The following is a 12,971-nucleotide window of genomic DNA, read 5'->3' on the forward strand; positions in this document are numbered from 1 at the left end:
GGCGGATCAGCAGGAGCTGGGGCAGGTGGCCGGCTACGTGGGCATGCGCTCGGTGGGCGCGTTGGCCGGTTACATGGCCGATCACGCGACGACGGAAGCCGAGCGGAAGGCGTGGAGTGAAGGCGGCACGAACAAGGTGCTGCTGCACGGCCTGGTGGGGGCGGCGACGGCGGCGCTGGGCGGCGGCAACGCGGCGCAAGGCGCCTTGGGCGCCTCCGCCAGCGAAGCAGCCAGCGGGGCGATGGCCGATTACCTCGCCAACCACGGCATCGACCCGAACGGCGCCCAGGGCAAGGTGCTGATGGAACTGGCCAGCACGGTCATCGGCGGCACAGTCGGCGGGGCCAGCGGCGCCTCCACGGCCTTGCAGGGCGAGCAGTACAACCGGCAGTTGCATCCCGATGAAATCAAGATCATCGACGGCCATGCGGAAGATTTCGCCAAAAAGCTCTACGGCGACAATCCGACTCCCGACCAGATCAAAGATGCAGATTCCCGTCTGCTTGCCCAGGCCAACCGTGACGTCAACGGTCATAACGATGGCCTTATGGACGCTGCAGCCGAGAGCTACATCAATGGGTTGACCGCGCAGTACGGCGGCCAGACCTTACCCAGTGGACAACATTATTTCTATGCGCTGGGTGATGACTACTTCAACGACGCGCTCTATGCGGATACGTTGAACACGCCAGGCGGGCAGGCGGCCTATCAATACCAGATCGCCCAGAGCCATGTGGGCGTGCCTTACCCCTATCCTAACGAAGGACAGTTCCATCAGGTGCTTTCGGAGCAGAACGCGCTGACGACGGCGACCAACGCCGGCGCGGCCCTTCAGGCGGGTCTGGTGCTGTGTGGTGCGAGCGATGGCGCGCTCTGCGCTGGTCTTGAGGCGTGGGCGTCGGGAAGTTCGCTGTACGCAGGCGCGAAGCAGATCAAGCAGGGACACAGTACCGGCTGGGTCGGGGTGAGCGGGGGCGTACTTGGCCTGGGAGGACTGGCTTACGGGAGAATAGTGCCGCTGCTGCCGATAGGTGCGAAAGCCGCCGCGGTCCTCAATGCGGATGGAACGCTCACGCTCGTGGGCGACAGCGGCAGCCTGAATGCGGTCAGTGATTTCGAGCAGTTGGCGAAGGGGGTTCCGGTCACGCCGACGCCAGGTGGCTTCATCAATCAAGCGAAAGTCTGCGGCAGCCAGTGTGTGCTAAACGTCGCCGACGCGCAGGATCAGGCGCTACTGACAAGAATTGCACGGGAAGGCGATCCAACGGGCGGTCTCACCGAGTCGTTGGTCAATTCGGTGGCGAAGAAGCAGGGCATGAAGGTACTTGACGGTGGCAAGTATGCCGGTAACAAGGGCTTCGATGCGGTACTACAGAACTCGGATGGAACGGTGACGATTCTGATCGATGCCAAGCAAATGATGAATGGGGCATTCTCGCTTGGCAGGACGGCGGATGATTCTTTGCAGCTTTCAGCAAAGTGGATTGATCAAGTGATGGATAAAATAGACGAAACGTCACCTGCCTATAAGGCCATTGAGCAAGCGCGTGACAGCGGTACGTTGAACACGGCTGTCATTGGCGTGAACAAGAAAACTGGGCAATTGATCGGTGTACCGGTCAATGTACCCTCACCTCATTAGATTAGGATTCAATCATGCCTTTTATTGCTGATTACACATTAAGTGTCGAAAAAGGCCTTGCACATGTTGGCGGGCATATGGAAAGCCATAAGGAACGTGAGTGCGTAAGATTGGAATATATAAATACCAATACAGGAGATCCGGAAGCTTGTAAGGGTGGCCTGAGAAAGCTTGCCATTACATCCTCGCTGATGGCTTGGTTTGCTGACCGCGACTTGTCGAAGTGCAAACAGGAAGCTTACATCGCCGGCAAGATTGACCGCATCCTTTATCAGAAAGATCCCAATAGGGGTATTTGGGGGGCGCTGTACGAGCGCAACGCCATGCTCTGGCCCCTACTTTCCGACCATTCACAACTGGTGGCATGGTTCGGCACATTCGATGCTGTTGACCTGAAGCGTGCGAGCAAGGGCGGGACGTTCGAGTTCGAGACTTACCAAGCTAAGCTGGCCCTGCGTGGGGAGTGGGACAAGCTGCGGGAACGCAGCGAACGCTTTCTGGCCGATGTGCCCAAGCGAATGGCGCGCTTCACGCCGGACAATCGGTTCTATCTGGCGCTGGCAAAAGGCGATGTGGCTGCCATGGAAAGTGCGTTGGCGGAAATGGTGACGCCGGAAGAACGCAAGTGGCGGAACGAGGATCAGGGCTATACCGGCTGGTTCATCGTCCAAGAGGCGGTGATCTACGCCAAGATCGCCTGGCGGCATGGTTACGAGGTGACGGTGGACACGCCTTGGATTCCGGCCGAATGGCTGCCGGTGAAACCGCTTGATGCCTATTACGACCCTTACCCTTTCATGCAGGCTTTCGACATCGACACGCCCATTGCGACGTGATGGGGTCAGCGCCGACGGCTTCTACGAGGAGCGCTCGGTGCTGGACCAGATCACGTCGCTGACCGGGCGGCGCTTCCTGAGCGACGCCATCGACGCGCTGGCGCAGCATCGGGCGCTGATGGATGCAGGGGTGCAGGTGGCGCAGCAGTTCGACCTGAGCGTGGGCGTGGCGCTGACGCCTGAGCAGATGGCGAGCCGATGCGGAGCATGACCCGGTGGCCGGCGCCACGGTGGCGGCCGGCAAGCGCTCACTCAAGCTTCGCAAGCAACTCCTCCACTTCCTCGTGCGTATGCGCCCGGATCAGCCTGGGCGCCAGCTTGCGCAGCTCGCCGCGGTCGAGCGAGGCCAGGCGGTCGCGCACGTGCAGGAGCTGGCCGGGGTGCATGCTGAACTCGGTGAGGCCGAGGGCGAGCAGCAGGGCGGTGAAGCGCACGTCGCCACCGATCTCGCCGCACAGGCTCACCGGCTTGTCAGCGCGGCGGCCGGCGCCGATCACGTGGGAGATCAGCCGCAGCAGCGCCGGGTGCAGCGGGTTGTAGATGTTGTCCAGCGCGTCGTTGCCGCGGTCGGCGGCGAGCACGTACTGGGCCAGGTCGTTGGTGCCGATGGCGAGGAAGTCGGCGTGCTCGAGCAGCGCGCGCACGTTGATCGCCGCGGCGGGCACCTCGATCATCGCGCCCAGCGGCAGCTTCTCGGGCAGGTCGACGCTCTCGCGCTTGAGGTCCTGGCGCGCCAGCTTGAACAGGGTGCGCACGGCGATCAGCTCGTCCGGCACGGTGACCATCGGCACCAGCACGCGCACCGGGCCGTAGCAGGCGGCGCGCAGGATGGCGCGGATCTGCGTGGTGAACACCGCCGGGTAGCGCAGCGACAGGCGCACGCCGCGCACGCCCAGCGCGGGGTTGTCCTCGCCGCGCAGCACCAGGCCGGCGGCGTCGGCCTTGTCGGCGCCCAGGTCGAGCGTGCGGATGGTCACCGGCAGTCCGCCCATGCCCAGCACCAGGTCGCGGTAGGCGATGAACTGCTCGTCCTCGCTGGGCAGGCCCTTGCTGCGCAGGAACAGGAACTCGGTACGGTACAGGCCCACGCCGTCGGCGCCGCGCGCGCGCGCCATGGCGATGTCCGGCGCCATCTCGGCGTTGGCGAGCAGGCGGATCTCCGCGCCGTCGCGGGTGCGGGTGGGCGCGTTGGCGAGCGCGGCGAGCCGGCGGCCCTGCTGCGCGGCCTCGCGCTGCCAGGCGCGATAGCGCGCCAGGTCCTGCGCGGTGGGATGGACGATGGTCTCGCCGCGCTCGGCGTCGAGCAGGATCAGGTCGTCGTCGTGGATGGTGGAGAGCGCGTCGCGCGTGCCCACCAGCATCGGCAGGTCCAGGCTGCGCGCGAGGATGGCGCTGTGCGAGTAGGCGCTGCCGGAGCTGGCGACCACGCCGAGCAGGCCGTTGCCGGCCAGGTGCGCCATGTCGGCGGGGGCGATGGTGTCGGCGACCAGGATCTCGCCCACGCGCGCGGCGAGCTTGCGCTCCTCGCGGGTGGTCTGGCGCTGCAGCGCGGAGATCACCCGGTTGATGACCTGGTCGATGTCCTCCTTGCGGCTGCGCAGGTAGGGGTCGTCCATCGCCTCGAACACCTTGGCGAGGCGGTCGCGCTGCTTCTTGAGGGCGGCGCCGGCGCGGTAGCGGCCGATGCGCACCATGTCGTCCAGGCCCTGCAGCAGCTCGCGGTCGTCCAGCAGCAGGCTGTGCGCGTCGATGAACTCGTTGACTTCGCGCGCCAGCGCGCCGTGCAGCTTGCCGCGCAGCTCGCGCAGCTCCTGCCGCGCGGTGTCGAGCGCGCGGTGCAGGTGCTCCAGCTCGGCCTCGACCTCGTCGTCGCCGAGCGGGCGGGTGTCGACCAGGTAGCGGCTGGGCTGCACCAGCCGCGCGCGGCCGAGCGCCATGCCGCGGGAGGCGGGCGTGCCGGCGAGGATGTGCCTCATGGGCGGCCTCCCGAAAGGCGGGGAACGGGGAACGGGGAACGGGGAACGCGGCGCGCCACGCTGCCGGACGGCCACTCGTCCCCCGTTCCCCGTTTCCCGTTCCCTACACCGAACATCTCACGCTCCCTCGTCGAACTTGCGCGCGAACAGGTCGACCACCGCGTTCAGCGCGGCCTCCTCGTCCGGCCCCTCGGCGCGCACGGTCAGCGGCGTGCCCAGGCCGGCGGCCAGCATCATCACGCCCATGATGCTCTGCGCGTTCACCTCGCGGCCCTTGCTGGCCAGCCACACGGTGGACTTGAAGCCCTGCACCAGCTGCACCAGCTTGGCCGAGGCGCGGGCGTGCAGGCCCAGCTTGTTGGAAACGACGATCTCTTGCTCACGCATGGTCGATGAAGATTCCCCCGCGCCCGCCGCTGGCCGCGATCTGCGCCAGTTCGTCGAGCGGCTTCTCGGCATAGTTGAGCACGCGCAGCAGCATCGGCAGGTTGAGCCCGGACACGCAGTGGATGCGCACCCCCAGGTCGGCCAGCGACAGCCCGATGTTGCAGGGCGTGGCGCCGTACAGGTCGGCCAGCACCAGCACGCCGTCGCCCTGGTCGAGCGCGCGCGCGTGGCTGGCGGTGAGCGCGCGCATCACGTCCGGGTCGGCGTTCGGCGGCACCTCCACCGCGTCCACCTGCAGCGGCAGCCGCGGCATCACGTGCTGGGCGGCGGCGACCAGCGCCTTGCCGACCGCCTCGTGGGTCATCAGCAGCACGCCGACGCTCACGGCCGGTCCCCTGCGTGCGGCGGAACATGCGGCATGGCGTTACTCCAGCTCGCGGTGGAAGGTGAGCACGCTTTCGCGCTGCGCGCGGTAGTGCGCGGCCAGCTTCTCCACCAGGTACACCGAGCGGTGGCGCCCGCCGGTGCAGCCGATGGCGATGGTGACGTAGCTGCGGTCGTCCTGCTCGAAGCGCGGCAGCCAGGCATCCAGCCAGCGCGCGGTGTCGGCGTAGTACTCGGTCACCAGCGGCTCGGCCTCGAGGAATTCGCGCACCGGCGCGTCCTTGCCCGACAGCGGGCGCAGCTCGGGCTTCCAGTGCGGGTTGGGCAGGCAGCGCGCGTCGAACACGAAGTCGGCGTCCAGCGGCAGGCCGCGGCGGAAGGCGAAGGACTGGAACATCAGGGTAAGCCGCGCGGCGGCCTGGGCGTAGCCGGCGGCGACCAGCCGGCGCAGCTGGTGCACGTTGAGTTCGCTGGAGTCGATCACGCGCTCGGCGATCGCCATCAGCGGGCGCAGCAGGCGGCGCTCGTTGGCGATCGCGTCGGCCAGCGACACGCCGCGCAGCGCCAGCGGGTGGCGCCGGCGCGTCTCCGAATAGCGCTTGATCAGCACGTCGTCGCGGCAGTCGAGGAAGATCAGGTGCACCTGCACGCCGCTGGCGGCCAGCTCGGAGAGCACCACCGGCATCTGCTCGAGGTCCTCGCCCGGGTTGCGCACGTCCACGCCCACCGCGATGCGGCGCTGGCGGCCGCCGTGGTTCTTCAGCACCGCCGGCACCAGTTGCGGCAGCAGGCCGGTGGGCAGGTTGTCCACGCAGTAGAACTCCAGGTCCTCCAGCGCGCGCAGCGCCACCGTCTTGCCGCCGCCGGACATGCCGGTGAGCACCACCAGGTGTACGGCGTCCGGGTCGAGCGTGGGCAGGGTCGTCGCGGGTGCGGGTTCGCTCATGGGATCACCAGGGCGGGAGCCGGCGCATCTGGTGCGCCTGGCGGTCGATGAAGGTCTGCGCGGGGTCGATGCCCTTGCTCTTGAGCACGTGGCTGCGCACCGCCGCCTCGACCAGCACCGCGAGGTTGCGGCCCGGCGCCACCGGAATGGTGATCATCGGCACCTGCACTTCCAGGATCTCGCGGTGGCCGGTGTCGCCGGTGAGGCGGGTGAGCGCGTCGATGTCCTCGCCGTCGCGCAGCGGCTTCAGGTGCACCACCAGGCGCAGGTACTTGGACGGCTTCACCGCGGTGTGGCCGAACATCTCGCGCACGTTGAGCACGCCCAGGCCGCGCACTTCCAGCAGGTCCTGCAGCAGTTCGGGGCAGGTGCCGTCGATCACGTCCGGGGCGATCAGGGTGAACTCGGTGGCGTCGTCGGCGACCAGCCGGTGGCCGCGGCTGATCAGGTCCAGCGCCAGCTCGCTCTTGCCCGAGCCGGACTCGCCGGTGATCAGCACGCCGATCGAGAACACCTCCAGGAACACCCCGTGCAGGGTGATCCGCGGCGCCAGCATGCGCGCCAGGTGGTACTGCATCCAGGTCAGCAGCTCGTGGCCGCGCTTGGAGCTGATCCACAGCGGGGTGTTGGTCTCCTCGGCCACCTCGCGCAGGTCGGAGGGGATCGGCTGGTCCTTGGTGACGATCAGCGCCACCGGCTGGTAGGCGGCGATCTTGTTGATGGTGTCCCAGCGCTGGCGCGAGTCGAGGCTGTCGAGGTAGTTGAGCTCCTCGGTGCCGATGATCTGCACCTTGTTGGGGTAGATCACGTTGAGGTAGCCGATCAGCGAGGGGCGGCGCGAGGTGGTGGCGCCGCGCTCGAGCACCCGCCCCTCGCCGCGCATGCCCGAGACCCAGCGCAGCGCCATGCGCTCGTGGACGCCGTCGAACAGTTGTCGTGCGGTGAGCCGGTCCAAGCTGCCGTTCCTCTGCCGGTGGTGGCGGACCCGTCCATTGTGCCAGTTCGCCCGGGGGTGCGCCGCAGCGCAGCATGGCGGGGCGCGGGGCGGGCGGGGGATCGCGGCCGGAGGCCGCTCCCACAAGGCCGCCGCGAGCCTGTGGGAGCGGCCTCCGGCCGCGATCCGGGCAGGCCCGCAAACGGAAGACCCGCCATGGCGGCGGGTCTTCCGGGTCTGTCCTGGCGGCGCCGTTCAGCCGTACTGGCGCTCCTGGCGCACCTCGCGCTGGTGCTTGTCGCACAGCTTGTCGCGGTGCTTGCGCAGCTGGGCGACCAGCTTGTCGAACAGCACGTCGATGGAGGCATACATGTCGGCCTCGGCGGCCTCGGCGTGCAGGGTGGCGCCGTTGACCGCGAGCGTGCCCTCGGCGCGCTGCTGCAGCTTGTCCACGGACAGCACGATGGAGAGGCCGAGGCACTTGTCGTCGAGGCGGGTCAGCCGGTCGAGCTTGCTGGTGGCGTGGTCGCGCAGGGCGGGCGTGACTTCGATCTGCTGGCCGCTGAGTTGGAATTGCATGGTGCGCCTCCTCTGGTACGGGCCGCCCGGCGGGCGGCGGGTCGATGCGCCGCCGACCGGCAGGCGCATCCGTCAGTCATCTGTGTGTATGGGGATCGCTGCCGCCGCCGCAAGTTCCGCGCGCTCAGCCGGCGCGCAGGCGCTCGCTGGAGCTGGGGATGCGCATGGCCTCCCGGTACTTGGCGACGGTGCGGCGCGCCACCTGGATGCCCTTGCGGCGCAGTTCCTCGGCGATCGCCTGGTCGGACAGCGGCTTGCGTGGGTCCTCCGCGTCGATGAGCTTGCGCAGCATGGCCTGGATCGCGGTGGCGGATGCGCCGCCGCCGTCCTCGGTGGACACGCCGCTGGAGAAGAAGTGCTTGAGCTCGAAGGTGCCGCGCGGGGTGTGGATGTACTTGCGCGTGGTCACCCGCGAGATGGTGGATTCGTGCATGCCCACCTCCTCGGCCACCTCGCGCAGCACCAGCGGGTGCATCGCCTCGGGGCCATAGTCGAGGAAGGCGCTCTGCCGGCGCACGATCGCCTCGGCCACCTTGAGCAGCGTCTCGGCGCGCGATTCCAGGCTCTTGATCAGCCAGCGCGCCTCCTGCAGCTGGCCGCGCATCCAGCTGGCGTCCTCGCCGCGCGCCTGCGCGATCAGGCTGCAGTAGTGCTGGTTGAGGCCCAGCCGCGGCTGGCAGTCGGGGTTGAGGCTGACCTTCCAGCGGTTGCCTTCCTTGTAGGCGTAGACGTCGGGGGCGACGTACTCCACCGGCGTGGGGTCCAGCGCCGCGCCGGGGCGCGGGTCCAGCCCGCGGATCAGCAGCGCCGCGGCGGTCACCTCCTCCTCGCTGGCGTGCAGCCGGCGCGCGAGGCGGCCGACGTCGTTGCGGGCCAGCAGCTCCAGCTCGCCGTCGACGATCCGCAGCGCCAGCTCGCGCTGCGGGGTGGCCCGTTCCAGCTGCTCCAGCTGGGCGCGCAGGCAGTCGCGCAGGTCCAGGCTGGCGATGCCGGTGGGGTCGAAGCGCTGCACCTGGCGGCGCACCGCGTCCACTTCCTCGACGGTGGCCTTGAGGTCGGCGGGCAGGGCGGCGAGCACCGCGTCCAGGCCCTCGGCCAGGTAGCCGTCGGGGTTCAGCGCGTCGATGATGACGGTGGCGATGGCGCGCTGGCGCGGCGTGAACGGCGCCAGGTTCAGCTGCCACAGCAGGTGTTCCTGCAGCGTCTCGGGGGCGGCGCGCTGCGGCTCGAAGTCCTCGTCGCCGGCGGGCGCGCCGCCGCCGCTGGGCAGCGAGAAGTCGATCGGCGCGTCGCTCGGCCCGGCGGCGTCGGCCCAGTCGGGCGGCTCGTCGCCGTCGTGGTCGGCGGCGGGGGCGGCCTCGGCCGGATACCTGTCGTCGAAGCTTTCGGCGGCCTCGCCCGGCGCGGCCTCGTCCTCGAATTCCAGCAGCGGGTTGCCCTCGGCGATCTGGCGCAGCTCCGCTTCCAGCTCCAACTGCGACAGCTGCAGCAACCGGATCGCCTGCTGCAACTGCGGCGTCAGGGTGAGCTGCTGGTGGAGACGGAACTGCAGGCCCGGTTTCATGCCTCTGCGGGGATGGAACGACTTGCGACCATCCTAACCGCTCCCCCGTTAGGGGACCATAGCGAAACCGCCTAGGCCGTCCGGCCGCGTCAGAGGCGGAACTCGCGGCCCAGGTAGACCTCGCGCACCTTCTCGTCGGCGAGGATGTGCGCGGGGGTGCCGCGCGAGAGCACCTCGCCGTCGTTCAGGATGTAGGCGCGGTCGCAGATGCCCAGCGTCTCGCGCACGTTGTGGTCGGTGATCAGCACGCCGATGCCGCGCTCCTTGAGGTGGCGCACGATGCGCTGGATCTCGCCCACCGAGATCGGGTCGACGCCGGCGAACGGCTCGTCCAGCAGCATGTAGCGCGGCTGCGCGGCCAGCGCGCGGGCGATCTCCACGCGGCGGCGCTCGCCGCCGGACAGGCTGACGCCCTTCTGGTCGGCGATGTGGGCGATCTTCAGCTCGTCCAGCAGGCTCTCCAGCTCGGCGCCGCGCTGCTTGGGGTCCAGCCCCTCGCGCAGCTCCAGCACGGCCAGGATGTTGTCCGCCACGCTCAGCCGGCGGAACACCGAGGGCTCCTGCGGCAGGTAGCCGATGCCGAGCTTGGCGCGCGCGTGCATCGGCAGGCCGGTGATGTCCTGGCGGTCCAGCCGGATGCTGCCGCCGTCGGCCTCGATCAGGCCCACCACCATGTAGAAGCAGGTGGTCTTGCCGGCACCGTTGGGGCCGAGCAGGCCCACCACCTCGCCCTGGCGGATGGAGAACCCGAAATCGCGCACCACCTGGCGCGAGCGGTAGCGCTTCTGCAGGCCTTCGGCGGAGAGCATCGATTACTTGCCCTGCTCGGCCGGCGCGGAAGCCGCCTTGGCGGGCTGGGCGGCGGCCCGCGGCTTGGGCAGGAAGGTCATGTGCACGCGGCCGTCGCCGCCGCTCTCGCCGGTCATCTCGCTGGTCTGCGTGTTGTAGGTCAGCTTGTCGCCGTGCGCCTCGCCGCGGCCCTGCTGCTTGACCACCGCGTTGCCGGTCAGCACCGCGACGCCCTTGATGTTGTCGTAGTCCAGCGTGGCGGCGTCGCCCTGCATCAGGTTGTTGTTGTCGTCCAGCTGCTGGATGTGCGCGGGCGAGCCGGTGACCACGGTGCGGCTGATCTGCTCGTCGGCGTCGAAGTACACCTTGACCACGTCGCCGGTGAGCCTGAGCGTGCCCTGGGTGATGACCACGTGGCCCTTCAGCGTGCTCACGCTGTTGGGCTTCTGGAAGCCGTCGAAGCTGTCCGCGTGCTCGACGTTCATCGGCTTGTCGCGGTCGTCCTGCTTGGCCAGGACGGGCAGGGCGAGCAGCATGCCCAGCGCCGCGATGGCGAGCTTAGGCGGGCTTGCGCTGGCGCGGCGGGAAAGTGGCGCGGACGTCATGGAGCAGCTCCAGGTGCTTGTCGTTGAGGTTGGCGCGCATGCCAACCCCGCTCATTGTACTGGCCCCCTGCACCAGCTGCGCCGGCTCGGCCGTTTCCATCCGGTTCTCCTTCGGCCAGGCGGTCACCTCGCTGGTGCGGATGTCGGCGGCGGCGGTGTCGCCGTAGGCCGGGCGGTGCATGTGCACCGGGCCCTGCAGCTTGATCAGGTTGCCGCTCTTGTCCACCCAGCCGTATTCGGACTGGCCGTGCCAGTCGGGCACGCCGGGCTGCTTGGCGGGCAGCTCGAAGGTGGGGGCGTTGAGGTACAGCGACTCGTCGCCCTCGCGCCGCTCCAGGTGCGGCCCGGCGATGCGGAAGCTGGGCAGGCCGTCCTTGTCGTACACCACGCCGCGGAAGTTACCCAGCGTGTAGCCCGAGCGCGGCGGGCCGACGAAGTCGCTGACCTTGGGCGCGGGGGCCAGCCACCACTGCAGCGTCTGCACCGCGCCGACCGCCAGCGCCATCAGCACGATGGCGGCCGGCAGGCGGCGGTCGCGCAGCCACGGCCGCAGGCGGCGGAACGGGTTCACAGCCAGCGCTCCCGTTCCGCGGCGGCGCGGCCCTGGGCCAGCAGGACCAGGTCGCAGACCTCGCGCGCCGCGCCCTCGCCGCCGCGCAGGCGGGTCCGCCAGTGCGCCTGCTCGGCCACCCACGGGTGCGCGTTGGCCACCGCCACCGCCAGGCCGGCCAGGCGCATCGCCGGCAGGTCGGGCAGGTCGTCGCCGACGAAGGCGGCCTGCTCGGGCGCGAGGCCGAGCGCGTCGAGCAGCTCCTGCAGGCAGGCGCGCTTGTCGCCCTGGCCCTGGTAGACGTGGGCGATGTCCAGCTCCTCCGCGCGCAGCGCCACCGGGTGGCTGATCCGCGCGCTGACGATCGCCACCTGCACGCCGTGGGCCTGCAGGCGCTTCATGCCGAGCCCGTCGTGGACGTGGAACACCTTGGTCTCGTGGCCGTCCTCGCCGTAGTGCAGGCGTCCGTCGGTGAGCGTGCCGTCCACGTCGAAGGCGACGAGGCGGACCGCCGCGGCGCGGGCGAGCAGTTCGCTGGGGAGGTCGGCGAGGTAGGGCATGGCGGGGAGGGGCGAGTGGCGGGTAGCGGGGGCGAGGATCGTCGACGATGCGGGCTTAGGAGGCGCTGAAGGCGCGGGTGCGGGCGGAAGGCGGGCGCCCTCGCTGCTCGTCCCCCGCCCCCGAGCCGCCCGTCCTCACACCACGCGGGCGCGCAGCAGGTCGTGGATGTTCAGCGCGCCGACCACCCTGTCGGCCTCGTCCACCACCAGCAGCGCGTGGATCTGGTGCTTCTCCATCAGCTGCGCCGCCTCGATGGCGAGCTTGTCGGCGCCGATGGTCTTGGGGTTGCGCGTCATCAGGTCGGCCACGCGCACGTTGCGCAGGTCCACCTGCTCGTCGTCCAGCGCGCGGCGCAGGTCGCCGTCGGTGAACACGCCGAGCAGGCGGCCCTCGGCGTCGACCACCGCGGTCATGCCCAGGTGCTTGCGGGTCATCTCCATCAGCGCCTCGGTGAGGCTGGCGTCCGGCGCCACGGCGGGGATGCCGGCGCCGGCGTGCATCACGTCGCCGATGTGCAGCAGCAGGCGGCGGCCCAGGCTGCCGGCCGGGTGCGAGCGGGCGAAGTCCTCGGAGGTGAAGCCGCGCGCCTCCAGCAGCGCGATCGCCAGCGCGTCGCCCATCACCAGCGCGGCGGTGGTGCTGGCGGTGGGCGCCAGGCCCAGCGGGCAGGCCTCGGCGGAGATGCTGGCGTCCAGGTGCACGTCGGCCTGGCCGGCCAGCGAGGACCTCGGGTTGCCGGTGATGGCGACCAGCGGGATGCCCTGGCGCTTGATCACCGGCAGGATGAACAGCACCTCGTCGGTCTCGCCGGAGTTGGACAGCGCCAGCACCACGTCCTGCGGCAGGATCATGCCGAGGTCGCCGTGGCTGGCCTCGCCGGGGTGCACGAAGAACGCCGGCGTGCCGGTGGAGGCGAGGGTGGCGGCGATCTTGCGCCCGATGTGGCCGGACTTGCCCATGCCGGTGACCACCACGCGGCCCTGGCAGCCCAGGATCAGCCGGCAGGCGGCGACGAACTCCGCGCCGATGCGCGGTTCCAGCGCGCGGATCGCGGCCGCCTCGGTGGCGACCACCGTGCGGGCGCTGCGGACGAGGGCGTCCGGGTCCAGCTTGGCGGCGGCGGACGGGGCGATGCGTGCGTTCATGAGTCCTCGGGATTCCTGGTCCATCGGGAGCGCTGCAACGGCATGCGCCGGGCCGCGGCATTTCTGTGCCAGC

At 69.5% G+C, this 12,971-nt stretch carries 14 protein-coding genes and 1 pseudogene; 3 read left to right on the forward strand and 12 right to left on the reverse strand.

What is annotated here, in order from left to right; translation table 11 throughout:
* The 3 genes and pseudogenes from C7456_RS15900 to C7456_RS15910 all read left to right on the forward strand — a co-directional run.
* A pseudogene (locus C7456_RS15900) lies at positions 1 to 1,642 on the forward strand (hypothetical protein); the annotation flags it as partial.
* 14 nt (positions 1,643 to 1,656) lie between these two features.
* Positions 1,657 to 2,478, forward strand: a complete 822-nt coding sequence (locus C7456_RS15905; protein ID WP_109724786.1) for an Imm49 family immunity protein — start codon at positions 1,657 to 1,659, stop codon at positions 2,476 to 2,478.
* A 37-nt stretch (positions 2,479 to 2,515) separates the two neighbouring features.
* Entirely contained in the window at positions 2,516 to 2,689 is a 174-nt protein-coding gene (locus tag C7456_RS15910) for a hypothetical protein (RefSeq protein WP_170120238.1), read from the forward strand.
* A gap of 37 nt (positions 2,690 to 2,726) precedes the next feature.
* Here the strand turns inward: C7456_RS15910 and ptsP are convergent, their stop codons facing one another.
* The 12 genes from ptsP to C7456_RS15970 form a co-directional block, all read right to left on the reverse strand.
* Positions 2,727 to 4,454: a phosphoenolpyruvate--protein phosphotransferase gene (gene ptsP, locus C7456_RS15915; protein ID WP_109724788.1), complete on the reverse strand. Its 1,728-nt coding sequence runs from the start codon at positions 4,452 to 4,454 to the stop codon at positions 2,727 to 2,729.
* Positions 4,455 to 4,571: 117 nt separating this feature from the next.
* Positions 4,572 to 4,841: an HPr family phosphocarrier protein gene (locus C7456_RS15920; protein WP_109724789.1), complete on the reverse strand. Its 270-nt coding sequence runs from the start codon at positions 4,839 to 4,841 to the stop codon at positions 4,572 to 4,574.
* Positions 4,834 to 5,226: a PTS sugar transporter subunit IIA gene (locus tag C7456_RS15925; protein WP_109724790.1), complete on the reverse strand. Its 393-nt coding sequence runs from the start codon at positions 5,224 to 5,226 to the stop codon at positions 4,834 to 4,836. Before C7456_RS15925 ends, C7456_RS15920 begins: the two co-directional genes overlap by 8 nt.
* Positions 5,227 to 5,265: 39 nt before the next feature.
* On the reverse strand, positions 5,266 to 6,171 hold the full coding sequence (gene rapZ / locus C7456_RS15930; protein WP_109724791.1) for an RNase adapter RapZ: 906 nt from the start codon (positions 6,169 to 6,171) through the stop codon (positions 5,266 to 5,268).
* 4 nt (positions 6,172 to 6,175) lie between these two features.
* The gene (gene hprK / locus C7456_RS15935; protein WP_109724792.1) at positions 6,176 to 7,126 is read right to left on the reverse strand and encodes an HPr(Ser) kinase/phosphatase; all 951 of its coding nucleotides are present in this window, start codon (positions 7,124 to 7,126) and stop codon (positions 6,176 to 6,178) included.
* Positions 7,127 to 7,360: 234 nt separating this feature from the next.
* Complete coding sequence (gene hpf / locus C7456_RS15940; RefSeq protein WP_109724817.1) at positions 7,361 to 7,684, reverse strand: ribosome hibernation-promoting factor, HPF/YfiA family; 324 nt, start codon at positions 7,682 to 7,684, stop codon at positions 7,361 to 7,363.
* Between the two features lie 124 nt (positions 7,685 to 7,808).
* Positions 7,809 to 9,248 (reverse strand): RNA polymerase factor sigma-54, encoded by a 1,440-nt coding sequence (locus tag C7456_RS15945; protein ID WP_109724793.1) that lies wholly within the window; start codon positions 9,246 to 9,248, stop codon positions 7,809 to 7,811.
* A gap of 89 nt (positions 9,249 to 9,337) precedes the next feature.
* Entirely contained in the window at positions 9,338 to 10,057 is a 720-nt protein-coding gene (lptB, locus tag C7456_RS15950; RefSeq protein ID WP_109724794.1) for an LPS export ABC transporter ATP-binding protein, read from the reverse strand.
* A gap of 3 nt (positions 10,058 to 10,060) precedes the next feature.
* Positions 10,061 to 10,642: a lipopolysaccharide transport periplasmic protein LptA gene (gene lptA, locus C7456_RS15955; RefSeq protein ID WP_109724795.1), complete on the reverse strand. Its 582-nt coding sequence runs from the start codon at positions 10,640 to 10,642 to the stop codon at positions 10,061 to 10,063.
* The gene (gene lptC / locus C7456_RS15960) at positions 10,596 to 11,147 is read right to left on the reverse strand and encodes an LPS export ABC transporter periplasmic protein LptC (RefSeq protein WP_109724818.1); all 552 of its coding nucleotides are present in this window, start codon (positions 11,145 to 11,147) and stop codon (positions 10,596 to 10,598) included. The genes lptA and lptC overlap by 47 nt, the downstream gene beginning before the upstream one ends.
* 62 nt (positions 11,148 to 11,209) lie before the next feature.
* Positions 11,210 to 11,752: a KdsC family phosphatase gene (locus tag C7456_RS15965; protein ID WP_109724796.1), complete on the reverse strand. Its 543-nt coding sequence runs from the start codon at positions 11,750 to 11,752 to the stop codon at positions 11,210 to 11,212.
* 135 nt (positions 11,753 to 11,887) lie between these two features.
* Positions 11,888 to 12,898: a KpsF/GutQ family sugar-phosphate isomerase gene (locus C7456_RS15970; RefSeq protein WP_109724797.1), complete on the reverse strand. Its 1,011-nt coding sequence runs from the start codon at positions 12,896 to 12,898 to the stop codon at positions 11,888 to 11,890.
* Positions 12,899 to 12,971: the final 73 nt, after the last annotated feature.

The sequence above is a fragment of the Fulvimonas soli genome (assembly GCF_003148905.1).
Lineage (GTDB): Bacteria > Pseudomonadota > Gammaproteobacteria > Xanthomonadales > Rhodanobacteraceae > Fulvimonas > Fulvimonas soli.

Coding starts and splice junctions, on each gene's coding strand:
- lptB (WP_109724794.1), bottom strand. CDS start 10,057: ATGCTCTCCGCCGAAGGCCTGCAGAAGCGCTACCGCTCGCGCCAGGTG.
- C7456_RS15920 (WP_109724789.1), bottom strand. CDS start 4,841: ATGCGTGAGCAAGAGATCGTCGTTTCCAACAAGCTGGGCCTGCACGCC.
- C7456_RS15905 (WP_109724786.1), top strand. CDS start 1,657: ATGCCTTTTATTGCTGATTACACATTAAGTGTCGAAAAAGGCCTTGCA.
- C7456_RS15945 (WP_109724793.1), bottom strand. CDS start 9,248: ATGAAACCGGGCCTGCAGTTCCGTCTCCACCAGCAGCTCACCCTGACG.
- lptA (WP_109724795.1), bottom strand. CDS start 10,642: ATGACGTCCGCGCCACTTTCCCGCCGCGCCAGCGCAAGCCCGCCTAAG.
- C7456_RS15970 (WP_109724797.1), bottom strand. CDS start 12,898: ATGAACGCACGCATCGCCCCGTCCGCCGCCGCCAAGCTGGACCCGGAC.
- C7456_RS15965 (WP_109724796.1), bottom strand. CDS start 11,752: ATGCCCTACCTCGCCGACCTCCCCAGCGAACTGCTCGCCCGCGCCGCG.
- rapZ (WP_109724791.1), bottom strand. CDS start 6,171: ATGAGCGAACCCGCACCCGCGACGACCCTGCCCACGCTCGACCCGGAC.
- hpf (WP_109724817.1), bottom strand. CDS start 7,684: ATGCAATTCCAACTCAGCGGCCAGCAGATCGAAGTCACGCCCGCCCTG.
- ptsP (WP_109724788.1), bottom strand. CDS start 4,454: ATGAGGCACATCCTCGCCGGCACGCCCGCCTCCCGCGGCATGGCGCTC.
- lptC (WP_109724818.1), bottom strand. CDS start 11,147: ATGGCGCTGGCGGTCGGCGCGGTGCAGACGCTGCAGTGGTGGCTGGCC.